Below are 23,500 nucleotides of genomic sequence, written 5' to 3' on the forward strand. Positions count from 1 at the left end.
CGTTTTAGCGAACCGCCTCTTTCCAATCGCCTTTGCCCGTCATATACTCAAGCTTAAACCGCTTGCTCTTCCCCGGTTTTACTGAAAACTCTTTAAATATTAATTCCATGGTATAAAAATCATTCCCCTGCCAAACCCCGATTTTTTTAACCGGGTTTCCATGCCACCGCTGGGCAAAGTATTCCTGAGAATCCTTGTCCAGGGCAAGACACCAATTTTTTGAAGGTTTGTAATGCAGTTTATCGAGCAATGCTGAAAACGGTTCTTTGACCAAACCACTTTTCGTGGGCACAATAATTTGATTACTCGAATCCGCCATTGTTGAAGGACCGACGGCCAGATCCGGATGATTGCTCCAGGAAAAACGCTTTATGCCACTGGATTTATTGGCCACAACATACTGAAGTCCAACAGCGGATTCATCAGATTTCAATATCAATGTCCTTTGAAGATAAAGTCCATTCCTGGATTTGGAGGACATCAACAATGATCGGGAATGGTTGGTTGATTTCAAGATCCTGAATTTCCATTGATCGTTCCAAATATCACCCGGCCAATTTTTCGGAAAAGTATCATTGATCCCGCCATACTCCGCCCACTCACCTGTCGCGCTCGCGACCGGAATGTCGCCGCAGGGATAACCCATGTACAATTGATTGCTCCCGCTCTCATTGAAAAAAAAGCCAATAATCCGTCCGCCCAGGTTCGTCGCAACCTGGACCTCAATACGGTCATTAGCCAAAACAAAATCCCTCGCGCCGTCATTGTTCAAATCGCCGTGAAAAAGCACAACCTGGCCCGGTTGTGTGGTCTGAAACGGCTCCGCAATGATATGATTGCCGTAATGCTTGCTCTTGATTTTTGCCTGAATAACACCTTTTTGTGTGTCGGTTGCGGTGATATAAAAATCCATGACGCTTCGATATGCATCACCGAAATCATAGCTGATTTTTTCCGGGCGGACCTTCCATTGCCGGGGTGCTTCCAGCAAAATTTCACCAAAATCATGCTTACCGTTTTGCAGGGTCAAAGACACCTTGATTTCTTTGTTGAGCGTCAGCACATTTCTAGGACCCAAATCTGCATGAAAAAAACGTGATACCACACGGACTTTTGAAACCGGTGACCGTTTAAAGTCACCGCCGCAATACAATTGTGCTTCAAGCAATGCTTGACGGTTCCCGGCCTCTGCCGGTGCTTTAAGCGTGAATGAAACTGTCTGGCGGCCCCCGGCCGCCAGGCTGATTTTCGCAACCGTGCTGTTAAACCACTGTTTGGGAATCACGCGATCTGTATCCAAAACAATTCGGCCTTCCACAGGTTCTGTATTGTTATTGACTGCTGTTACCGTAAATATCCTGGATTCTCCCGCCTCCATTTCCAACTCAGCCGGTTCGATGCTAATCGTCAGAGCATCTTCCGCCTCAATTTTCGCGTACTCAACAGCCACCCGGTTGCTCAGCGTCTCCACCAGCTTGGCGGCCGATCCATACGATTTTTGCAAAAACATCCCAACGGCAAGCTGGCGGTCCCGCCGTAAGGATGCCAACAAAGATGCTTCCATATCATAATCACTCAATTCCGTCAGCTGTTGATGAATACGGTAAATTTTTTCAGGAATCCGCAAAGCCCTGTAATTCGCTGTCTGTTTGTTCATACCCGCAATAATATTGCTGGTCAATTCCAGATAATCATATCCATAGTCACGCGTCGGCTCGATCGTCGTGCCTTCAGCAAAATCATTCCAGCTGATAATCTGGATCCATTTCACTCCATTGGTAAAACACTCTTCCCACAAAGATTTATAACGTTCACCGTCTTTGCGCGAGATCCGGACCCGGCCTTCACCCCATCCCCACGTACCGTAACTGTCAAAACCCGGACAAACCTGGCCGCTCACCATTTTTAGCCGGCCCCGCATCTGTGCCCGCGCGGAATCTTTATAAAAACCCAGACGCGGAGCCGACCCACCTGAAACCCAGGGATAAATGCTTTCCGCCACATTCAAAAAACCTGTTTCAAAAATCCTTTTCCCCCAGTGCCAGTGATGGTTCGCTATAAAATAGGGTTTCCGGCTGCCCGACTTATTTAAAATGGTCTTCCATTCTGATGCCGAAAAAGATGTCCGCCTTTCATTTTTAAGATTAGGATCCTGCCAGCCAAAATTTGTAACCACCGGACGGCTGTTAATTTTGAAATACGCCGGACTGCTCCCATATTTGGAACAAATTTTCCTAACCGATTTTTTGGCTGCGGCAACACTCTCTTTCCGGTTCGCATGCCGCTGAAACGGCGGAAACATGCTCTTATCCTCAAAATTGATACATACCTGAAATTTATACTGTTCCGCGATTTTTAACAGCTTCCGAAAATTAACATCTTCATAACGCGGATTGCCGAATTCATCCTTCGCCCCGTACCAGTTCACCATAAAACCATCGATGCCGGCAGCCTTGGCCAGCAGAATGTGATATTCCAACAGCGCTTCATCCGACGAGTCATACGGTCCGATCACAGGATAATGAACACCCGCGATGTCGCGACGACCGTCAGGAAACGTTCTTTCCGGGTAACGCCGATGCGGTTTTTTATTCCATTCCCAATGGCGCCAATTATGCGCAAAATCGGGTGTACCGTACCAAATCACATAATGGGCAAACACATACCGTTTCTCCGTATCCGCCGGGTAAGAAAGCTTGATCGGGTCTACTTTCACCGGCACACTCTGACAGCCTGCCAGCCATACCAAAGAGAGCAAGAAAAAAATCCGGACAAAATTTCTCATAAATCAATTCTCCTTAAGAGGATTATCCCATACCGCATATTTTAAACAGGACTACCCGATTTTTCGAGTCTTTTATTCCTATTTAAGATTTTTTTTGGTAGACGTCCGGCACACAGGGGGGGCGTCTTGCATCAAAAGACCGTTTTATCCAAAGATAATTTTTCCACATACGGTTTGATCAACGCTTCCGCCTTTTTATAATCACCCTCGGCAATCGCGGTGCCGGCTTTGGCGGCTTTACGCAAAATACGTTTGTTCCGGCTTTGTTTCCGGATTTTATAAATCCACTCCGGAACTTTCAAGTTGCCTTCCGGTATCTCTTCACGCCGCCATTGCGCGGCATACGCGCGGGTCATTTCCAGATATTGGTAGCCGAATTCATGCGTCGGTTCAATCACCGTCCCTTCGTACCAATCATTCCAGGTCGCAACCTGGACCACGGGATAATCGGACTGAATCATCCTTTTCCAATGATAAGTATAAATTTTACCGTCAAACCGCGGAATAATACGGTTCCCCTTACCCCAACCGCAGCATCCGCTGTCCTCAAAACCGGGCCATACGCCGCCGGCCACAAATTGATAATTGCCATTAGAGAGATTGACGTACATCTCTTCATGCCGGGCTTCCCAGATGGAAACTTCTTTTGCATAATCATTATACCGGCGGCAGACAACCCCCTCGGGTGGCTTTCCGGAAATAAACGGCCATTCAAAATAACCGTCCAACGCCCCGACATACGAGGTACTAAACCATTGGGCCACAAAAACCGGCTGCGCTTCCGCTTCTAAACCCTGCTTCCATTGATTCAGTTCCGTGGGTGAAAAACGGCTCTCTCCGCGCCCCGGGATCTTGGTGCCGTAACTAAAAAGAAACACCAACGGACGGCCTGCGATCCGGTACTGGACCGGTTCAAATGATTCTATCCATTGTTCCAAATCATGAAATGCCGCCCAGACCGTCTCGGTCCGGTTTTTCAGTTTTGAATTCCATAGCCAGTTGGCTTTATCCTCAAAGAGCAGCGCTCCTTTTAAACCGTACTGTTCCATCTGGGTCAAATAATTAGTCATCACCTTTTGATGATAGTTGCCCCGTTTATTGTTGCCGTGATTGGGGTCTTTGTAAAAACCCAGGGTAAAAACCGCACCGTCAATTCCGCTCATTTTCATCAATTGACAGTGATAGGCTGCCAAATCAGGATCAGTCATATCATAAATCCCGATCACTGGATAATAGCAGGATGCGATGTCCCGTCTGCCGGCAGCATCTTTTGTCTCAGGATTATGCCGGACCTTGTCATTGCTGTAATTCCAGCCTTTCCAAAATCCCGCACCTTCCGGGGTCGCAAAATCCACCATAAAATTAACAAACAACGCTTTTTCGGCATCTTGCATAACGCCTGCAGACGCTGTATGGATAACCGCTAAGAAAAAAAATGAAATCAATAAAAAACAAATACCGCCATAAAAATCCACGAGCTTACCCGGCATTCGCCCCCGCATACGCGGGGCAAGCCGGGCAAGTCCGCCGGACGCAGTACGCCGGGCAGGATGCCCGTGGTATTTTTGTCGGGAGGTGTTCGCCTTGTGCGAATCCTCCCGATGCTTGTATATCTCTTCCGGTCGGGGCGGCGATATTTTTACTCGCTTCATCGATGGACTTACCCGACATTCGCCCCCGCATACGCAGGGCAAGCTGGGCAGGCTGTCCATCGTGTTCGCGCTGGCACGATAAAAGGACAATTTCATAAAAAACCTCAATGCTTGAAATACTTATCCAGCTTATTGGACGCCTATGGTAGCATGTTTCTTACAAATTTAATGAGTATTTATCAAATTCAAAACCGTTATCCACAGATTACACCTTACTCGCTGATATTAAAACATTTGATTTGCAGGACCGGCGGATTACACAGATGAAAAAACACAAGCGCAGAGAACATCCCCGGGCTAAAACCATTACGAACTCAATCCAAGAAATTAGATGCTCTGATACTTTTTCCCTAAATTTTGTATTTTTAAGTTCTTAATCCGGGCAATTTGTGGATGAAGCTTTATATTTTTACTTTCCTATCTTACATTTATCCTACGGATCAAACCTTGACTTTAAGCTGAATGGCTCTCATGGCGCAGACTGCCACACAGTTCCCACAGTCCATGCACAATTTCTCATCAACCCGGGGTGCTTCATATCTGTCCTGCATGAGCGCATTGACCGGGCATACCCGCACTGCCGGGCAAGGATGATTCTGCGGGCATTTGTAAGCGGTAATTTCAACGGACATAAAAACAATCTCCTTTTTTTATAACATAGTTTTTTTTATTATATTACGTTTTGTTTATATGTCTGGGTTTATTTCTTCATGGACTTTTTGAAAAAAACAGTTATGATGCTGCACTAAAGGAGCAAGTATGGAATCAACCCATTATTGGATACATACCCTCAACCCCGTGCTGCTGCCACTCTGGGGTCCGCTTGCCATCCGCTATTATGGATTGGCCTACCTGACGGCCTTTCTCATCGGATACTTGCTGCTTAAAAAATTCCAAAAAAAAGGCCGGTTGCCGCTGGACAACGACCAACTCTCCTGGATGCTTTGGAGCTTGATTCTCGGTACTTTCATTGGCGGACGGTTGGGATATATTATACTTTACGCACTTCCCCAGACCCTGAACGATCCGGGTTTGATACTCAAAATCTGGGAAGGCGGCATGGCAAGCCATGGCGGCTTCATAGGTGTTCTGATCGCGGTTTTGATTTTAGCAAAACGGTTCCGTATCCCGGCTTTAAAGCTGGCTGACATGATCAGCACCCTGGTCCCGCCAGGGCTGCTCTTGGGACGGATTGCCAACTTTATCAATGGTGAGTTATGGGGAAAAATCACCTCAGTTCCCTGGGCGGTGATTTTTCCCCAGAGTATGCCGGCCGGGACGCCCATCACGGCTGTTTTGCCCCGGCATCCTTCCCAAATTTATGAGGCCCTCTTGGAAGGTCTCGTCCTGTTGATATGGACACAATGGCGTTGTTTTAAAACCAATGCTTTGAATTCTCCAGGCCGCTTAAGCGGAGAATTTCTGATCGCTTATACCCTGCTGCGGTTACTCGGCGAGCAATTCCGCGAACCGGATGCAGCTTTGATCCTGGGTCTGAGCCGGGGCGTTTTTTACAGCGTCTTCCTGCTGCTTTTAGGCGCTTGGTTTTACCGGCAATCGTTTCTCCCCCACAAAAACCGTATAACGCTCTAGCGGCGCCGCCGCCAATGTCCCGGCACCCAAACCCAGCGTTTGCCGCGCGGCTTCCATTGCCAATGCCCTGCCACCCAGACGGCACGCGGCGCCGGACGGACCGATTTCATCTCCACCCGCATTGCGGGCCGGGGCGGCCGTTTGACCACCACCATGCAGCTGGTCATCGCCATTGTCAAACCACCTAAAAATACTGCGATCAAAAATAAAGATAAATACCGTCTCATGCCTGACCTCCATTTTTTTTGTAAAATCCGCTTGATTTCTTTTCCGGCGTACTATTCCTCCGACCGGGGCTTTCGCCCGACAGACACAAACCCTACTTTAACTACAACACACAACAAGGTAAAAGGTTTCATTTTTTTTTGAAAAAAATTACAGCGGTTTAAAAGTCCAGCTCGCCCCGCGTATGCGAGGACGAATGCGAGATGCCGGGAATTCACGACTAACCTATTAAATACGTTTGACGCCTCCGGCGTTTTACGGTTATGATCGTACTACATTCTAAAAAGGACGTCTCATGGCCCATTCCGAAAAAAAACAACGCATCATCACCCACTGGATCACCCCACTTTTTGTAGGCGCTGCGTTTATTGTTCTCTACTTGAAGCTCCCCATTTCGCCCGGCATCCTCTGGACAGGTCTGCTCCTGCCGGAACGCATAGCCGGACATCGTGAACCCACTGCCGAGACTTCACTCCTTTTTTTACTTTACTTACTGATGCGACTGGTTGGCTATACCGACCCTTTCCTTCTCTTTCTCCCGCTCATGATCGCGCTGCTGATCTGGGCTAGCTGGCAAACCCGACACCGCTTCATCCAGCCGATTCTCCTCGCCCTGGCAATTATCTGGTTTTCCCGGTCAAATCTGTCTCTGATACACTCCCCCGGCATTGTAGGCTGGCTCCTCTGGGGGCTTGTCGCCACAGCCGGAATACTCCACTGGATAACTTTCTTTCAAAAAACCACACCGGGCATCAAACAATTGGATATTCTGCTCTGCTCCTTTTCCGGTCACACGGCCCATTATACGGAGCACTTCATCACAGGCGCCAAACAGCAAGGCACCCGTTGTGTGACTCACCGATTTCACTATGCAGATACATTTCAACCCATGCTCACGGGAGACGGACTGGCCGTGGCCTTCCCGGTCATCTGCTGGAAACCGCCCTGGACCCTGATAGCCTATCTGTGGAAAAAACTCCCGGCAGGCGCAGGCAAACCCGCGTTTATTCTCTATACATCCATGGGTGGCCCGGACAATGCCGGCATTGTTGTTTGGTTATTACTCACGCTCAAAGGATACCGGGTCCGCGGACGGCACTGGGCATTTTATCCAAACAATGTCCCGACGCTCCGTCTTGGATTCAATGCCGTTTGGAAATGGCTGGACCGGCTTGTACCCTTCCAAAAAACACTCGAAGCTGTACAGCATGCCGGTGCAGAATTTGTGTGCGGCAACAGAGCCGGCCATCCGTTGATTCTATGGCCCTCACCTTTTACATTTGCCGGTATGCTCCTGGACAACCGCTGGATCGATATCGCGCTGTATCGTAACTATGTCAGGAAAAAACGGTGTATCCAATGCGGTCTCTGTGTCCGGCACTGTCCCACCCAACGTCTTTTTATACACAAGGGTTTTCCCAAAGCCAAAGGGACCTGTGTGCTATGCCTGGGCTGTGTGAATCTCTGCCCGCAACGCGCCATGCAGTTGGCTGCCTGGACTGAATACGGGCATGCCTATCATTCCCGCTGGCCTGAATTCATTGTAAAAAATCATCAGGACGCACTTTTAAAAAGCAAAGAAGATAACTAGCCCTATTCCGGTCCAGACTCGGTGCCGCTACCGCCGTCAACCCCAACCCCGATCTCAACCGAATCCAGTACCACCGGTGTGGGCAACGGCGTCGCATCCCCAGGATCACCTTGAATCCACCGTTTAGGACCACAGCATGCTGCCAGCGCGATACAGCTGAAAATCCCCATCACCAAAACAACTCTTTTCATTTCCCACCCCCACAAATTTTTAAAAATCGCATAACCGAACTCATCATAACCAAATCCCCATCAACCGACAATTCTATTTTTCAAAAAAAAGCAGCACCTTTGCGGCACCGCTTTTTCCTCATCAAAAACCACCCTATTTCCGTAATGCTTCGGCAGGTTGCAATTTCTCAGCATAACGAGCCGGCAGCATCGCCGCCAAAGCTGGAACAATAATTGAAATAACCACCGCCATGATCAGAGCAAACGCTGATAATTTAGGATGAAGAATGTATTCGATCGGCATATCCATAGAACTCAAAGCAGATTCTAAATTAACCCCTGTAACCGACATGACGGCAATAATCCCATAACCTGCCAATGCGCCGGGAATACCACCCATCGCCCCAATGATGCCACCTTCGAGGGTAAAATTCACAAACAATTCTTTATCTGTCATCCCCATGGCCTTTAACGTCCCGATTTCATGCAACCGCTCGAAAATAGCCATCATCATGGTGTTGATGACAATAAAAGACGCCAAAAACAGAATCAACGCCTCAACAAACATATACACAATTTTCATAGACGCCATGTAGGAATACATTGGTCCGATTTGTTGTTTGTACGTTTGGGCAACCATCGCTTCCGGTAACATCCCATTAATACTGTCCGCAACCAAATCGGTTAATTTTTCTTCATTAGTATAAACATATAATTCAGTTGTGCCCTCATATATCTTCAACAGCTTTTTTGCGTCAACCAGGTTGATGAAAAACATTTTTCTATCATACATGGTAATACCCATATGAAAAATCCCCTGCACCTTGACCTTGATGCCGTTCAACCCGCCTTCCGATGTTTTGGTTGCCAACAAAAGATCATCACCAAGTGAAATCCCCAGTTTTTTCGCCAAGACAGCGCCAATATAAAGCCCATCTTGCCCCAGCACACCTTCAATGAGCTTATCTTTAATTTTTATCTTGGTATTCTCAAGATCCAATCCAATACCCAGCGCTTGTTCGGTCAACTCTCGGTGGCCCAACAATATGCCAAAACGAATCCGCTCTTCAATCTGCGCGACACCGGGAATGATCTGAACCTTTTTCTTAATCGCCGAACCACCCGGCATCAGAGCATCCACCGGCATGAAGCGCTCGCGTTCGATATAGTCCGAACTTGTAATCCTTACATTGCCGGTTTGATAGACAATATAATTGTCCATCATGAGATCAATCATGCCATTAATCCAGCCCTGGGCCAAACCGACGATTAAAGCACCGAAAAAAATGGCCAAGGCGGTTAAAAAGCTGCGCCGTTTATTTCGAAGCACATTGCGAAATGCAAATTTGAACAACATGGTCAAACCCTCCAATCTTCAACCCTTCACCGCAGAGGCGCAAAGGGCGCAGAAAATATTTGATAATTAAAACCTTTAATCATTTCCATGCCTTCAACAATTGGTTTTCTCTGCGTTCTCTGCGGTGAACGTAGGAGCCGACCCATGTGTCGGCCCAAATCCGTGCCCATCAGGGCGGACACATGGGTCCGCCCCTACAAAAATATCATTGCACGGTTCTCAGACATTCCATGGCCTGCATTTTGGTTACTTTCTTCGCAGGATAATAACTGGCAATCAAGCTGGCCGCGAGCGTAAAGATCATGGCCTTAACATAAGCGCTGAGCATCCAGGTAGACTTAATAACGCCCATGACAGGCATCCCCCAATCCTGATCACCCAGCATGGCATCCATATTCATTCCCTTAAACGCAAAATAAGCATTGAACAGAGTCCCCAGCACCAAACCGATAATGCCACCCGCCACCCCAATCAAAGTTCCTTCGACAAGAAATAATTTCTGAACCTCTTTGTCCGTAAAACCCAAGGCCTTCATGGTCCCGATCTCACGTTTTTTCTCATATACCGACATGAGCATGGTATTGACAATACCCACAATGGCAATCACCATAATCATAAGAACAAATATATTTTGGAATTTTTTCTTCATGGTCATCATGGCCCGAAAATCTTCAGATAGCTTTTTCCAACTAAATACGCCGACATCCAACCCCTCAAGGGTATCGCGAAGCCTGGCGGTATATTCCTCGGCTTTAAAAAAATCATTGGTTTTAATGGTGATTTCCGCAGCATCGCGGGTCATCATTAATTGACGCGCCTCATCGAGCTTGATAAAGACTGCGGAAGAATTCACTTGCGGATTGGCTGACTGAATCAGTCCGGTAATCATGACTTCCGCCGAGGTCATCATGCCTTGTTGGTTACGAAAGGTTAAATACGCCATATCCCCTTTTTGTAATCCCAAATCCTTGGCCAACGGTTTACCAATAATAGCGCCGTTTTCTTCCAATGCACCCTCAACAATATATTTTTCCATATTGAAAACAGCGTTGTCTGCCGGTCCAATCCCAACTGCAATAACCGGCATGGCATCCATACCATTATCCAATTCCGCTGAAAATTGGAGTCGCTCCGTCACACCGGTAACGAATCCCAAGGTCTTTATTTTCCCGATGACGATTTTAGAATTCTTGATGAAATTTTCCGTTTCATAGGGGCGATCTTCATCAAACATCGCGCTCCGGACTTTGACATGCCCGGTTTCAAAATCAATCACATTTTTTATGGAGTCTTTGTCAAAACCATCCATGAGACAGGAAAAAAAAATATAAATCCCAACGCCAAACGATAATATGAGAAAAGTCAACACGGTCCGGATTTTAGAACGCTGAATATTTTTCAAGGCGAGTTTAAACAAATAACTCACGACGCGATCCTCCCGTCACGAATTTCAATCAGCCGCTTGGCATGCCGCATAATCAAGGGATCATGGGTTGAAAAAACAAATGTCACGCCCTCATTTTTATTCAAATCCTGCATCAATCCAACAATGTCTTCACCGGTCTTGGAATCCAAATTGGCGGTGGGTTCATCCGCCAAAACCATTTTCGGTTTTTTTACCAAGGCCCGGGCAATCGAGACCCGCTGCTGCTGGCCGCCGGAAAGTTCCAAAGGTCGGCGTTTGGCCAATCCCCGCAGACCGACTTTTTCAAGCATCGTCATGACTTTTTTTCCCAAAACATCTGCACCATCCTGACGAAGAAGTTTGAGCGGCATTTCAATGTTTTCGTAAACAGTTAATACCGGAATTAAATTATACGTCTGAAAAATAAAACCAAAATATTCTTTGCGCAGCTTGGCCAGTTGATCGGATGTTTTGCCGATGAGATCAATCCCATCCAAAAGAAGTTGCCCGCTATCCGCGCTGTCAATTGTGCCGATACAATTGAGCAACGTGGTCTTGCCAGATCCGGAAGGACCGGCAATGGCTGTAAACTCGCCTTTGTCAATGCTTACCGTAACATCATGTAATGCTTGAAAATGTACTTTGCCTGAGCGATAAGTTTTGTTGAGATTTTTCACTTCCAATAGCATGATTGCAATCATCTCCTTTTGTTTGCATATACCTTGTTTTTCAGTAATCTAACAAACGAACATCACATTTTCCTTGCCCGTCATATCCTTACGAGCGAAGCAAAGTAATCGCTATGATTTTCCTAAAATTTCTTCATCACATCTTCACACGTGGTATCGCTCCCCAATGACCGGACTTTTTAGTTCCCCAATATTTCTCTGCGTTCTCTGCGTTCTCTGCGTCTCAGCGATGAACACTTTTATAATTTCGCTTCCAGCCGAACCAACGCAATCGCATTACCATAGGCCTCGTGGCCGTAGACCGAGTCGCTGGTGCCAGTCGGGAAAATGCACTGCACAGATAAGGTCAATCCGTCCGCCACAACAGTCTGCACAGATGGGATCACCAGGCCGCTGGCATCATAATTATGGAAGAAACCATCTATGCGCCACTGGATAAATTCATCGGGTGCATAGGTCAGGTTGGCATAAAGATGTGCATTTTCCAGCGGATCAAAACTGCCCACCAATATGCTCCCATAGGTAAACATGGTTCCGGGAATTCTAATCCAATTGTCTGAAACACACCCCTGAATCGCAGCCGTCACTTTGCCGTCAAAAAAACTGTAATCCAAGCCCAGCGTTGTTTCAAAATACTGATATTGCCCGTCGTCATCCAAGTGTATTGCCCAGCTTCCCTGCACCCCCAGTTCCAGGTCTCCTTGCAGAAAAAGGCCAGCCACATTGTCATCCCAACCAAGACGATTCATCACCATTCCCATATCAAAGCTGCCTATGTTGGTGGAAAGCATGCCGCCGGCTAAAACACTGCCTTCACTGGCTTCCGGGCTCACATAGAGTTTGCCAATGGTCATGTCACTGAAATCAAAATCATATGCCACAGCCAGAATACCGGATTTGGTGGCATTGAGGTCTGAAATATTGAGTTTTTGGTCCAGCTCAAAGGAATTGAACACACCCGGAATCCCGAAATTCACATAGGTCTTACCCACCGTGATATCTCCATACTCCGAGTAAACCTTGATAAAGGCACGCAACAAATCCGCAGTGACCATATCTGTGCCCGCAGGCATTCCGAATTCCGCTGCCAGTTGATCGCTGTACATCACATCCACTTTGAGGTCTGAATAAAATTTCCAATCCGGTGTTTTACGCATGAAACGCAGTCGGTTCTCCAGAAGGTTCACAAACACGGCATCCGAATCCTGAAAGAACCAGACCGCATCATTGCGAACCGTGCCGCTCAGATCAAGCCCGGCCAGTGCCGACGAAGTTAAAAAACAACTAAAAATGAAAACCAAAACCGCTTTTTTCATTTTACGCGCTCCTGATGGCAATGGGCAGATCCAGAACCTTCCCATGCACTTATGTTGGGCGCGGGAACCACGCCCCTACATGTGCATTTAAACCTATCGTTTTAAATTCTGTTTGGTAAAAATCTTTTTCGGCAAAGGCTTGTCAAATTCAATTTCAGTAAACTTAAAGGTCGTCATGGAATTACGCTTCCGCTTGTCCTGAATACTGCCTTCCATGGCCACCCAGCGGTTGCCGTTTTTTTCGATCTTCGATTGTATCATTTCTTTCAAGAGCCTGCCGCCCCGGGCATACATCTCGATCTTCACCGGAAGATACCATTGCTTATCCACAAATAATATCTGCTTGGCATAACTCACATCCGGCACTTTGGCAATCAGCTCAACCACATAACAAGGCCGGTCATTGATCATCACATCCTCTTTCAGCTGACTGGCATACTGTTCATCCAGGCTGTCATTTTCCAACATGTCTTCATACGACAAATCACTGCCCATCATCCCCTGGCGCAGCATGTGCCCGGATATTTTCATCACGTCATCGGCATCCGGAAAATAGATCCAAAGTTCGTCATCCATCTTTAAATACTTCACCCCTTTGTCCTCCGGATTGGTGAATTCCATAAAAGATTTCCCGCCCTCTTTTTTTCCATAACCGTAAAAGGTTTTGGTTAAAGTCCGTTTGCCTTTTTGAATAATCATTTGGGCTTTAAAAGCTTGGCTGTCAAAAACCTGATTGTCATCAATCTTCTGAATAATCTCCTTGGCTGTCATCTGCGCCCAAGACATCCCCGGAAGCAGCATGCACAGCACACTGATCATCAATACGCGTTTCATCATCTTGCCTCCTCACGATTAACCCCTGGCATCAAACATGCCGTAAAACCAGAATTTCATCAATTCTTCACTCCGTTTGCGTGTATCCGGAAAAATCGCCTTCAGGTGTTCGTCCTTCAACATCTCATTGACATGCCGGAGCATAAACATATAAAACTGCGGATCCAAATCCTGCCGGATCACACCTTCTTTTTTCCCCTGTTCAAGCATTTCCATGGCAGATTGAAAGCTTCGTTTTTGCTGCTTTTGAAGATACCAGCAGATCTCCGGATCCGCTTCCACCAATTCCCGGATAAGCTCTCCACTGAATTCCCGGGCTGTTTTAATCTTGAATAATAACACCTGTTCCACTTTTTCCCGAAAAGGAACCGGCGATGCCATAATACGATCATATTTCTCATATGATTCATTCACAATCCCATCCAGCACCTTCTTGCTGATATCAATCTTGTTCTTGAAAAACTTGTAGAATGTGACCTTACTCACCTTGGCAGTCCGGCAGATCTCCTCAATCGTAATGCGTCTGAACCCGTGCTTGATAAAGAGTTTGCGCGCGGTTTCGAGAATTTGTTGATATTTGGGATTTTGCTCCATAATGACTTTACCTTTTTATATCAAATTAACGTTATTTGTAATATTATACCTTATTCGTTCATTTGTCAAATATAAGTTAACCTTTCTTTTGCAATAAAATATGCAATAATAGTATTTATTTTAAAGGATAATTCGGTGCCTGGCACCAATCACCGATGGGGACGTATTCCACACACACCTAACCAACCAGCATGAATATCGCTATTAAAATAATGGCGGATGCACCGACACATGAAAATGATGTGTACGCTATTTTAAAATGACCGGTACTTTTCCGGACTATTTTTAAAAACGTCCGGCGCGACACAATGGAAAACAATGCAATCGACGATGTGGTGAGTCCCATGCCCAGCGATACCGCGATCATTGCCAGCAATCCCTGCACAACAATACCGGTTAAAATGGCATAGGACAGTATGATCGCGGCTCCCGGACAGGGTATCAGTCCGGTCACCAAGGACGTCATGACCAGGCTTTTTATATCCGGCACTTTCCGGCCGTCTTCTTCCACCGCAAAAGACCAGTGTCTGTATTCATGAATACTATGGCCGATTAAATACACCCCAACGCCCATCAGTAATACTGCGCTAAGCACTTTGATATAGCCGCTGAACTGATCGAACGCGGTTAATCCACTGACTTTAAAAACAAAATAGAATATCATGACGAGCACGACTGCTGAAAATACATGACTAAACGTCAGTAAATTCCCCATCATAAATCCGTGAACAATTTTTCCCGGACGACTCAAAAAATATGAAATCGCAATCGACTTGCCATGACCGGGACCCAATGCATGAAAAATACCGTACAAAAAAGCGAACCACAAAAAAAGCCAAAACGCCTTCCCAAAGGGCTTTTCTTTCATCTGCTTGGCAAAACTGATCAGCTTTTGTTTGAATGTTTTTTGATGTTTTTGACTGAAAGTGACAATCGGCTGTATCCAGGGATTGACCTTGCCTTTTGTCTGGAGCATACTTTTTTTCTGCAAAGCGCCTTTTCCTGTAAACGGATTGGTCGCATAGGCACAGGCTGCCAGACTTGCCGTCAGAAGAACCATCACCAGCAATATTACTATCTGCTTCATTTTTTATTCCTTAATTTTATTGTCAGTGTTTCAGGAAACCCATCCCGTCCCAGAAACACAAAATCTTTGTTACGGTACATTAACGTGGATACTTCAAAAGCATCCGGCGTACCTTGCAATGCCGGTTTTTCATCCAGCATCGTCACAGCTGTAAAATAACTGGTATCAAATATGGAAACCTCAATTTTTTTGTTCGCAACAGATGCGCTTACATGACAGGGTACATAAAAATTATAAACCAGTTTGTCTTTTTCAATCGACGGCTTAAAACCCTTAACATATTCCGGAGCAAACGGCTCGCCATTAATCCGGATATAGGTAAAATAATCAAAATCTTTTAAATTATCAAATGCTTCTTCTTTGATCACCGCAGTTTCCGCTTCATCAAATTTCCCGTCTTGATTTTTATCCTGATCGTCAATAACCGACGCGCTGAACATTTCATCAAAAACCCAGGTTTCCTCAATACCGGCCAAACCCTTTTCATCAAAATGAATTATTAAGGAAGATTCTATAAACAGATGCGGATGAGCGGATAATCCGTTCACCAGCAGCATCAATAAAAACACCCAACACACAATCCGCACACACCACCGCCTGTTTTATTGGTTCAGACAGAAAAACACAAACTTTTAATATAAAATTCCCATCTACTGAAAAAAACCTTAAAACCTTCATCCACAGATTTCGCAAATTCCACAGATTCAATCTCCCAAGAATAAAACCACAAAAGCTTTTATGACAAAAGTATAATCACCTGTTTTTCCAAAATCAAGATTCAAACCATTTGAGGGTTAAGACCTAAATATTTTTAAAATTTTTCCTATTTGCCTTTACCTCTTTAACCCGATTTATTTTTAAGTTTTTAATCCGCGGAACCTGCTGGTCCTACAAATCAAATACTTTAACATCATAGCGCAGGGCATAATCCGTGTGATCTGTGCAATCTGTGGATAGCGCCTTTTAAAGTTTTTAAAAATTCCACCGAATGCCGCCGATGATCAGGCGCGGCAACTGGTTAATCTCGCGTTTATCCGAGTAATCATTTTTATACTGATAGGAATTGACATTGGCATTGCCAAATAAATTGGTAACCTGGATATAAGAACGCCAGTTTGCCAATCCAAAAAACGGCATGCTCAGTTTAATATCGGTTGATAAATAATCCGGATAACGCTCGCTGTTATATTTTCCATACACGGGTGTCCATTCATTGATCGCTGCTTGGTATTCCCCGCTCACAATGGGGGTGTAGAGACTGCCGGATGAATATTTCTGGGTCAATGCCAGTTTCCACGTCTCAGTAAAATTATAATTTACCACCAAATTCAGGGTATGCGGCTGTTCCGTGATAGGTGTATACCATTCATTGACCGGCGTGGCGCTCTCAGGCCGGCCCAGGGTCTCAGGATCGGTGCGGCCGTTGATGCGGCGTTGGGTCTTGATCCAGCTGTAACTCAGCCAGCCGTCCCACTTGCCGCCAATCTCACGTTTAAGCATCACATCCAGGCCGTAGGCATAACCATCACCATTGTTGGTGTAATTGATGTCAGGATCAGCATCAGAGACAATCAATCCGCTGTAATCCTTGTAATAACCATCCACCACAATGGAAACATCTTCCATAATAGTAACCTTGGTTCCTGCAACATAGTGCAAGGCCTCTTCGGCCAGTAAATCCGGATTCCCCAGTGAATCATCAATCTGCTGTCCGGAGATCGGATACTGGCTGTATAAACCGGTTGCAAGATTCACTTCCCACACCGGCAGCGGCTGCACTTTGAGCATGATGCGCGGGTTGGCAATATATTGTTCGTTGGGGGTGTAATACTGCACATTGATACTCGGATTGATATAGAACAGATCGCGCAAGAGCATGATCTCATCTTGTAGAAAAACTCCTGCAAAAGATACCCCGCCGGTCTGCATTCGTTCATCAATCGTATCCACATAGTAACTATTATTCCCGGTCGGCAACCGGACCGAATTTACAATGCTTACTTCACCCCAGGCAGGAAACAAATATACGCCGGCCCGGACATGTTGACTTTCCGAAATATCCCATTGCCAGACATGCCGCAACTGAATGATCACCTGGTCTTTTTCCATATTAAACGGCGTGAAAGCATCCGTGAAACTATATTCCCCCTGATTATAATACGCCCCCAACAAGGTCAAGGCGGAAAGGGTCTCGGAAAATTTATAATCCGATGCCAGACTGAGATTAAAATTCACATCCCAAAACATAAATTCCCTTTCTCCCGTGTTTTCAGATGAATAGCCCTCTTCCGGGCTTCTTTTCATATGCATGCCTTCAAAGGAAAAAATCGAATTAAGTGTCACCATATTTTTGTCAAAAGGAAACGCCAATTTGAGCTGCCCATCATAAAAATAAGGAAAAACCAGGCTTTCATCCGCATAAAGCAGATTGATTAATAAATCATAATGAGTACGCCGCAATCCGAACATAAATGAACTGTCTGCCGGACCAAGCGAAGGCCCCTCAACAAAAACATCAAGCGTTGTCGCTGAGAGATCGATAAACCCCTTGAATTTCTCGGGATTGCCAATTTTATTTTTGACATTCAAAATCCCGGACATGGCTTGAGGCCACTGGGCGGAAAAACCACCGGATTGAAACTCAAGCTTTTCCACCATATTGGGGTTAAACACCGAAATCATCCCGCCCCACATGTAGGGATCAATAATCACCATATCATCCAGGATGGCCAACATCTCATCCGGGTCGCCGCCGCGGATAAACAGCAGACTCGACATCTCGTGATTGGTGGCAACACCGGGCAGCAGCTGCACCACCTTCATGACATCCGGAAAAAGCGAGGCTGTAGTCTGATTGATGATCTCTGCACTTAAATCCTGTTTACTTATCTGGATCACAGCTTCATCCTGATCTGCTTTGACCACAAACCGGCTCATTTCGTAAACATTAAAATCATACAACTCAATCCGGGTATTGCCGGAATCGAGTTCGAGTGTTTTCTTGCGGTATCCCGGTGCAGATACTTCCACCTGAGCAGTATCTGCCTCAAGTATGAAATAACCGGCTTGGTCGGTTGTGACCACAACGCCCTTGGCCCCGAAAATCTTCGCTCCGCCGATTGCCGCAGCAGTGCTCCCGTCAACCACCTGACCGGTATAGACCTGAGCCATAAGCGCATTGGGGATTAAAAACAGCATAAACATGATAACCGTTTTTTTCAACATTCCCTCCCTGATATACTCAACTTATGAAAATTATGGTAAATATTTACTTCGCTTAAGTCCCTGCGAGTATTTGTTTTGTTTATACGAAAACGCAAACCCGCTTAATTCACAGTACTGTCTGTTTGGCAATATTTTTTGCCATATCCTTTATAGCGTAGCTCGTATAAACAAAACAAATACTCGCAGGAACTACTTAACCATTGTCCTAATGATTAATAAACTTCACCCCGATGATGTTTTCAGCGTTGGAAAAAAATTTGCCCGCCAAAAACCATTAGCCCAACAGCACCCCATGAATATTTCCGGAGATTTTTCACTTTCCAATGCTGAAAACACCACGGGTGAAACGCAAAACCCGGTATATCCTTACCAATAGTCATTCCACCTCAAGCCTGCCAAATCCGGTGGAACGGGCCAATTGACCCTCCGAATATATCAAACCTTCCACCATAGGTAAAGTTTCAATCATGTCCAGGGCAGCTTCCGGGCCCAGCAGAAAAACCACAATCGAGGGCATGGGATCAGGATAATTGGCAGGCATCACCAGAGTTGCGGCATTAATCGTCCGTACGGGATAGCCGCTTTTCGCATCAAGAATATGGTGAAAACGCCGGCCCTCAACCTCATAGTGCCTGAAGTAGTCGCCGGAAGTAAGCACCAGGCTGTCTTCCAATTCCAAACGTGTGATAATCGCTGTGGGATCATCGGGATCGGAAATGCCGACTTTCCATTTAACCAATTCACCCCGTTGTCCGGTCAGGACATCCCCACCTAAATTGACCAGATACTTGTATTGGCCCGCTGCCTGAAAATAGTCCCGGAGTTTGCGAAGAATCTCGAGTTTGGCAATCCCGCCCACATCGAGTTGAACATCTGCGTGGCCCAGTCGAATGGTTTTGGATGATGGGTCCCACTGGATTTTATCCATGCCCAAATGCTCGGTCACCTGGCGAATCGCAGCTTGGCCCGGCGGCGTTGAGATGCGCGCACCTTTGAATCCCCACAGCCGCCCCAGCGACCCGACGGTAATATCAAACCGGCTGCCGGACCGCTCATACCAGTAAAAAGCATGGTCCAGGGTTGCGCCCATTTCATCTGAAACACGCATTGGCTTTAAATACGCGCTGCGGTTGATACGGCTTAATTCACTGTTCTCCAGCCGATCGCTATAGATCAGTTCCAACCGACTGATCTCAGCAAACGCCCCCGCAATCATTTTTTTTGCCAGAGGCTGATTTTTCACGATCACAGTAATCGTGACCCGGGTACCGATTGCCTTGCGCGTCTCAGTCACTTTGATGCTGCGCGCTGCGAAAAATACTCCGGTGATCACCATCCCAGCCAACAGCAACAGCATCAATCTGCGGACTTTCATCTTCACCATCGCCATACTACCCCAACCTGATTCTGAATTTCTTTCCAATCAAAAAAACCATCAAACGTCTTAGACCACGTGTAATCCAGCACGAATGATTCTGTCATCATCCAGACCACCTTGATCCGGGAATATTCATAATGACCGTAAGCACCCCAGTCGCCCTGCGGTTGTTCGGCTGCCAGCAGTGCGCTGATCCAAATCACATCACACAAACTACTTTCCAGCTTGATCCCCGGCATCCAATAGTCTTGTTCCGGCGTATGCTTCACACCAAATTGGGGTGCAATAATAAACTGTTCAGAATAAAAATCCCAGGGGAAACGCAGCAAAAAAGATGTCTGCTTCCCGCTGTCCCGGGAATACATTCCCAGCAACGGCGCAAACCCCTCATCTTGATAACGTATCCGCGTCTGCCAGGATAAAAACGGGAACAAAGGCATATCCAGGCCCGCCAAAACCGAGCCCGCCTGATTTCCGTAGGCAGCCTCTCCCTGCAAAAACCATTTATTTTCAAATTCCCAGTCACCGGACAGGCTGGAATAAAACCCCGGATCACTCATCGCACGGGATGCGTCCGCAAACGGCGTTGACGCATCATAGACCAACAGCGCGCACAATTTCCCGCCTGCCATGTGGATGGTTTCGCTATAGCCGGAAAAATATACCGCCTTTTTTTGAAATGCCGACGGTTCCATCAGTCCGAAATAAAACACCTCATGCTCCCAATGGAAAAAACGATTTACATACGCAACACCTGCCACCGGACTATCCGCAATCAGCAAACCACTCCCCCGGACACCGGGACGAAACCGGCCTGCCTGGAATTTATGGCTGCGATTTTGATAGATTACTTGCGGAATTACAATGGCATGAAACGAAGCCCCGGCATACTCAAGTACCCTGGCAAAAACACCCACCCCCAGCGTCCCTTTCAGGAATTCAAAATCATAGATTGCTTCGATTTCTGTAAAAGGTCCGGCTTCATCCATGGTGCGCGTCGCACTACTCACCGTATCATCCAGCCAGGGCCTAACCTTGGTTGGTTCAAAAAACTGTTGCTGTGATTGATACCCCTGCTTTACGCGGCCATCCCAGGCGCACCAGGTATTACCGGCATAAATCAACAACACCCCCATGACCCCGCTGAATAATATCCCTTTCATGGCGTCGCCTGCCCCAGCGTATCCACACGATAAATATTCATTCGTACACGTTTTATAAATGCCGGCCAGTGACCCGCCAAATTCCGCCGCAACAGTTCCAATACTTCCGGATACACATTTCCCAAAGGTCCGTCTTTTAGGATTGCGGAATACCGGTGGGCCTGCATGTCCGTTCGTTCCCCCCCGGGAAAAACCAGCCATTCCACCAGTTGACCCTGCTTGTCCAGTACCGCCCAGACATGGGTATCACCTTCCCCGGTTTCCCAACCTGAAAACACACGAAAAACCCGATGACGCCGGACAAGAATATAATAGGTTTGGGTTTTAAAAATAAAACGCAGGATATGGTCATCCGCAGGATAGGCCTGACGAATTTCCCTGGCATCCCTGTGTGCGGGTGTTTTCGATCCCACACAGGCACACTGACTATTTTGATAATCAACCGCACTGCTTGCAGGACCGGCGATGAAACAAGCGGTCAACAGAAAGAAAAATTTTCGCATGACGTTTATTGTAACGTTGATCGATTCAGGAGAAAAGCTGTTTTTCACAATGGCGCCAACAATACCTCAGCAACATGAAGACGATTTTTTCCCGTCCTGGACACAGTCACAGGTCGGTTCGCTATTGGTTAAAAATCCTTTGATAACCCCTGAAGCACACCCCACCCCGGCACGGACCGTGATGGCTTGAGACGGACAATTACGCGCACAGGCGCCGCATTCCATGCAGTCATCTTTTTCCACCAAGACCGCTTTGCTCCCTTCCATGCGAAAGACGGCATGCGGACATACTTGAACGCACATTTTACAACCAATACATTTTTCACGATCATACTTAAGTGTGACAACATTTTTTAAGTAGTGATTCCCCAGCACGGCTTCCTCCTGTTTAAGTAAATTGACCCACGGTCCATATCACCACACCAATCACAAATACGGCGATCTGAATCGGAACGGCAATTTTCATCTCTTTGAGCACACCGGACAAAGATGTATAGGTTGATGTCCCGGTAAAATTCATAGCTGAAAAAGAGGCCAATGAAACCACCATCAGACTCCAAGCCAAATCATCCCAGATCACCCAAGCGGCCATCGCCGGCACGGTCATTTTTAAAACACCATAGACCAGCACCCCCATCAGCGCCCCTTTGCCTGCAAAAGCGCGTCCGGGGATAAACGGCAACAGCAGCGGGGTTAAAATCGTCCCGGCGGCCAAGCCGGCAAACAAAAATACCGCCGCGATAATCCCGCCGGCCAGTGCGGCATTCAAAGAAAATGCATAACGATGGACACTGGACAGCAGCATAAAGTAAAGCAATGCCCAAAAAACATATTTCATGTGCCCAATGACTTCAACGGGAATTAAAACCGCCCGGTCAAATACCGTAAAATAGATACGCCGCATTTTTTCAGTTGTCTTAAATTCATTCTCAATAAATGCCGGAATATTTTTGGCGCGGACAGGTCCATAGATAACCTGAAACCCGCCGGCCTGCCTCACCTGATGGGCCGCCACACCCGGCGCACCCAACTGGGGCACAATTAATTTGCGATGCGTCACAATTTCATCCAAGCGCACCGACTTGACGCGCGCAATCATTTCCCCGGTTCCGAACGTCCCTTTGCCGGCTGCACACCAAACATTGATCCCGTGGGTATCCAGCACCAAAATCCAGGCACTGATTTTTTTTAACCGGCTGCGCAATGCATCAAAGCTCATTTTGTAATTGGCTGACACAAATACCGGTGAATTCGCATCCGGCTGATTCAACCCATAGATCCCCGGTGCTACTGTATAATCCATACGCCCAATATCAAACCGCGCCAGAAATCCGCCCCAATGATCGGCTGCGCACAAACCCGACGTTGTCAGCATCACCGGACCGGCCGCGGTTTCAATATTTCCAAACAGATACTTTTTCTTTTCAGACATGATCCGCCCCGCCCTTGACAATGTTTTCCGACATGGCCTGGATAAATATTTTAATTTCATCGCGAACCCTGCGATAATGCACCAGCGCGTCTTCTTCCGAATCCGCATCGCGCGCCAATTGGGGAGGATCGTCAAAACCCTGATGAATCACCTTAGCTGAACCCGGAAAAACCGGACAATTTTCCCGGGCATGCCCGCATACCGTGATAACATAATCAAACGCAACATCCAAAAGTATATTCACCAACTTTGACTGGTGCCGGGATATGTCGACACCCGCTTCAGCCATCACCTTCACCGCACGCGGATTGAGTCCATGCGTTTCAATCCCAGCTGAATAAACATCCAGATGATTATTTTTCAAAAAACGGGCCCAGCCCTCGGCCATCTGGCTGCGGCAGGAATTCCCCGTACACAAAAAAAGTATTTTAAATTTTTCTTTTACAGACGGCATAGTATCTCCGGGTTGATTTTCTGTATGGTCCCGGCAAACGATTCCCA

Annotated in this window: 22 protein-coding genes; 2 read left to right on the forward strand and 20 right to left on the reverse strand. The window is 46.7% G+C overall.

Annotated elements, in window-relative coordinates; translation table 11 throughout:
• Positions 1–4: 4 nt before the first annotated feature.
• The 3 genes from K8S19_10170 to K8S19_10180 form a co-directional block, all read right to left on the reverse strand.
• A complete protein-coding gene (locus tag K8S19_10170; protein MCD4814040.1) occupies positions 5–2,785 on the reverse strand; it encodes a hypothetical protein in 2,781 nt (926 codons plus the stop codon).
• 131 nt (positions 2,786–2,916) lie between these two features.
• Positions 2,917–4,437: a glycoside hydrolase family 99-like domain-containing protein gene (locus K8S19_10175; protein ID MCD4814041.1), complete on the reverse strand. Its 1,521-nt coding sequence runs from the start codon at positions 4,435–4,437 to the stop codon at positions 2,917–2,919.
• Positions 4,438–4,877: 440 nt separating this feature from the next.
• Positions 4,878–5,069: a 4Fe-4S binding protein gene (locus K8S19_10180; GenBank protein ID MCD4814042.1), complete on the reverse strand. Its 192-nt coding sequence runs from the start codon at positions 5,067–5,069 to the stop codon at positions 4,878–4,880.
• Positions 5,070–5,196: 127 nt separating this feature from the next.
• On the opposite strand from K8S19_10180, the gene lgt reads away from it, so the two are divergent.
• Complete coding sequence (lgt, locus tag K8S19_10185) at positions 5,197–6,030, forward strand: prolipoprotein diacylglyceryl transferase (GenBank protein MCD4814043.1); 834 nt, start codon at positions 5,197–5,199, stop codon at positions 6,028–6,030.
• Here the strand turns inward: lgt and K8S19_10190 are convergent.
• Positions 6,027–6,257 carry a hypothetical protein gene (locus K8S19_10190; protein ID MCD4814044.1) on the reverse strand — a complete coding sequence of 77 codons (231 nt, stop codon included), beginning with the start codon at positions 6,255–6,257 and terminating at the stop codon, positions 6,027–6,029. The genes lgt and K8S19_10190 overlap by 4 nt on opposite strands.
• Positions 6,258–6,550: 293 nt before the next feature.
• On the opposite strand from K8S19_10190, the gene K8S19_10195 reads away from it, so the two are divergent.
• Positions 6,551–7,846 carry a 4Fe-4S binding protein gene (locus tag K8S19_10195; GenBank protein MCD4814045.1) on the forward strand — a complete coding sequence of 432 codons (1,296 nt, stop codon included), beginning with the start codon at positions 6,551–6,553 and terminating at the stop codon, positions 7,844–7,846.
• 2 nt (positions 7,847–7,848) lie between these two features.
• Here the strand turns inward: K8S19_10195 and K8S19_10200 are convergent, their stop codons facing one another.
• The 16 genes from K8S19_10200 to K8S19_10275 all read right to left on the reverse strand — a co-directional run bounded on the left by K8S19_10200 (position 7,849) and on the right by K8S19_10275 (position 23,453).
• Positions 7,849–8,037, reverse strand: coding sequence for a hypothetical protein (locus K8S19_10200; protein MCD4814046.1), 189 nt, complete (start codon positions 8,035–8,037; stop codon positions 7,849–7,851).
• Positions 8,038–8,170: 133 nt separating this feature from the next.
• A complete protein-coding gene (locus tag K8S19_10205; GenBank protein MCD4814047.1) occupies positions 8,171–9,373 on the reverse strand; it encodes an FtsX-like permease family protein in 1,203 nt (400 codons plus the stop codon).
• 205 nt (positions 9,374–9,578) lie between these two features.
• Positions 9,579–10,799: an FtsX-like permease family protein gene (locus tag K8S19_10210; protein MCD4814048.1), complete on the reverse strand. Its 1,221-nt coding sequence runs from the start codon at positions 10,797–10,799 to the stop codon at positions 9,579–9,581.
• The gene (locus K8S19_10215) at positions 10,796–11,470 is read right to left on the reverse strand and encodes an ABC transporter ATP-binding protein (protein ID MCD4814049.1); all 675 of its coding nucleotides are present in this window, start codon (positions 11,468–11,470) and stop codon (positions 10,796–10,798) included. Before K8S19_10215 ends, K8S19_10210 begins: the two co-directional genes overlap by 4 nt.
• A 236-nt stretch (positions 11,471–11,706) precedes the next feature.
• On the reverse strand, positions 11,707–12,783 hold the full coding sequence (locus K8S19_10220) for a hypothetical protein (GenBank protein MCD4814050.1): 1,077 nt from the start codon (positions 12,781–12,783) through the stop codon (positions 11,707–11,709).
• A gap of 93 nt (positions 12,784–12,876) precedes the next feature.
• A complete protein-coding gene (locus K8S19_10225) occupies positions 12,877–13,620 on the reverse strand; it encodes an outer membrane lipoprotein-sorting protein (GenBank protein ID MCD4814051.1) in 744 nt (247 codons plus the stop codon).
• A gap of 15 nt (positions 13,621–13,635) precedes the next feature.
• A complete protein-coding gene (locus tag K8S19_10230) occupies positions 13,636–14,211 on the reverse strand; it encodes a TetR/AcrR family transcriptional regulator (protein MCD4814052.1) in 576 nt (191 codons plus the stop codon).
• Between the two features lie 178 nt (positions 14,212–14,389).
• Positions 14,390–15,298: a hypothetical protein gene (locus K8S19_10235; GenBank protein ID MCD4814053.1), complete on the reverse strand. Its 909-nt coding sequence runs from the start codon at positions 15,296–15,298 to the stop codon at positions 14,390–14,392.
• Positions 15,295–15,885, reverse strand: coding sequence for a DUF1007 family protein (locus K8S19_10240; GenBank protein ID MCD4814054.1), 591 nt, complete (start codon positions 15,883–15,885; stop codon positions 15,295–15,297). Before K8S19_10240 ends, K8S19_10235 begins: the two co-directional genes overlap by 4 nt.
• A gap of 385 nt (positions 15,886–16,270) precedes the next feature.
• Entirely contained in the window at positions 16,271–18,523 is a 2,253-nt protein-coding gene (locus tag K8S19_10245) for a TonB-dependent receptor (protein ID MCD4814055.1), read from the reverse strand.
• A 376-nt stretch (positions 18,524–18,899) separates the two neighbouring features.
• The gene (locus K8S19_10250; GenBank protein MCD4814056.1) at positions 18,900–19,913 is read right to left on the reverse strand and encodes an FAD:protein FMN transferase; all 1,014 of its coding nucleotides are present in this window, start codon (positions 19,911–19,913) and stop codon (positions 18,900–18,902) included.
• Positions 19,901–21,064, reverse strand: a complete 1,164-nt coding sequence (locus K8S19_10255) for a hypothetical protein (protein MCD4814057.1) — start codon at positions 21,062–21,064, stop codon at positions 19,901–19,903. The genes K8S19_10250 and K8S19_10255 overlap by 13 nt, the downstream gene beginning before the upstream one ends.
• Positions 21,061–21,567, reverse strand: coding sequence for a hypothetical protein (locus tag K8S19_10260; protein MCD4814058.1), 507 nt, complete (start codon positions 21,565–21,567; stop codon positions 21,061–21,063). Before K8S19_10260 ends, K8S19_10255 begins: the two co-directional genes overlap by 4 nt.
• 66 nt (positions 21,568–21,633) lie before the next feature.
• Positions 21,634–21,939, reverse strand: a complete 306-nt coding sequence (locus tag K8S19_10265; GenBank protein MCD4814059.1) for a 4Fe-4S binding protein — start codon at positions 21,937–21,939, stop codon at positions 21,634–21,636.
• Between the two features lie 16 nt (positions 21,940–21,955).
• Positions 21,956–22,999 carry an acetyl-CoA synthase subunit gamma gene (locus K8S19_10270; GenBank protein ID MCD4814060.1) on the reverse strand — a complete coding sequence of 348 codons (1,044 nt, stop codon included), beginning with the start codon at positions 22,997–22,999 and terminating at the stop codon, positions 21,956–21,958.
• Complete coding sequence (locus K8S19_10275) at positions 22,992–23,453, reverse strand: arsenate reductase ArsC (protein MCD4814061.1); 462 nt, start codon at positions 23,451–23,453, stop codon at positions 22,992–22,994. Before K8S19_10275 ends, K8S19_10270 begins: the two co-directional genes overlap by 8 nt.
• Positions 23,454–23,500 lie beyond the last annotated feature (47 nt).

It is taken from the genome of bacterium (genome assembly GCA_021108215.1).
In the GTDB taxonomy this organism is placed as follows: domain Bacteria; phylum Oederibacteriota; class JAAXVQ01; order JAAXVQ01; family JAUVAV01; genus JAIORK01.

Coding starts and splice junctions, on each gene's coding strand:
- K8S19_10220 (MCD4814050.1), bottom strand. CDS start 12,783: ATGAAAAAAGCGGTTTTGGTTTTCATTTTTAGTTGTTTTTTAACTTCG.
- K8S19_10205 (MCD4814047.1), bottom strand. CDS start 9,373: ATGTTGTTCAAATTTGCATTTCGCAATGTGCTTCGAAATAAACGGCGC.
- K8S19_10270 (MCD4814060.1), bottom strand. CDS start 22,999: ATGTCTGAAAAGAAAAAGTATCTGTTTGGAAATATTGAAACCGCGGCC.
- K8S19_10195 (MCD4814045.1), top strand. CDS start 6,551: ATGGCCCATTCCGAAAAAAAACAACGCATCATCACCCACTGGATCACC.
- K8S19_10260 (MCD4814058.1), bottom strand. CDS start 21,567: ATGCGAAAATTTTTCTTTCTGTTGACCGCTTGTTTCATCGCCGGTCCT.
- K8S19_10170 (MCD4814040.1), bottom strand. CDS start 2,785: ATGAGAAATTTTGTCCGGATTTTTTTCTTGCTCTCTTTGGTATGGCTG.
- K8S19_10180 (MCD4814042.1), bottom strand. CDS start 5,069: ATGTCCGTTGAAATTACCGCTTACAAATGCCCGCAGAATCATCCTTGC.
- K8S19_10250 (MCD4814056.1), bottom strand. CDS start 19,913: ATGGCGATGGTGAAGATGAAAGTCCGCAGATTGATGCTGTTGCTGTTG.
- K8S19_10175 (MCD4814041.1), bottom strand. CDS start 4,437: ATGAAGCGAGTAAAAATATCGCCGCCCCGACCGGAAGAGATATACAAG.
- K8S19_10245 (MCD4814055.1), bottom strand. CDS start 18,523: ATGTTGAAAAAAACGGTTATCATGTTTATGCTGTTTTTAATCCCCAAT.
- lgt (MCD4814043.1), top strand. CDS start 5,197: ATGGAATCAACCCATTATTGGATACATACCCTCAACCCCGTGCTGCTG.
- K8S19_10255 (MCD4814057.1), bottom strand. CDS start 21,064: ATGAAAGGGATATTATTCAGCGGGGTCATGGGGGTGTTGTTGATTTAT.
- K8S19_10225 (MCD4814051.1), bottom strand. CDS start 13,620: ATGATGAAACGCGTATTGATGATCAGTGTGCTGTGCATGCTGCTTCCG.
- K8S19_10275 (MCD4814061.1), bottom strand. CDS start 23,453: ATGCCGTCTGTAAAAGAAAAATTTAAAATACTTTTTTTGTGTACGGGG.
- K8S19_10235 (MCD4814053.1), bottom strand. CDS start 15,298: ATGAAGCAGATAGTAATATTGCTGGTGATGGTTCTTCTGACGGCAAGT.
- K8S19_10190 (MCD4814044.1), bottom strand. CDS start 6,257: ATGAGACGGTATTTATCTTTATTTTTGATCGCAGTATTTTTAGGTGGT.
- K8S19_10200 (MCD4814046.1), bottom strand. CDS start 8,037: ATGAAAAGAGTTGTTTTGGTGATGGGGATTTTCAGCTGTATCGCGCTG.
- K8S19_10230 (MCD4814052.1), bottom strand. CDS start 14,211: ATGGAGCAAAATCCCAAATATCAACAAATTCTCGAAACCGCGCGCAAA.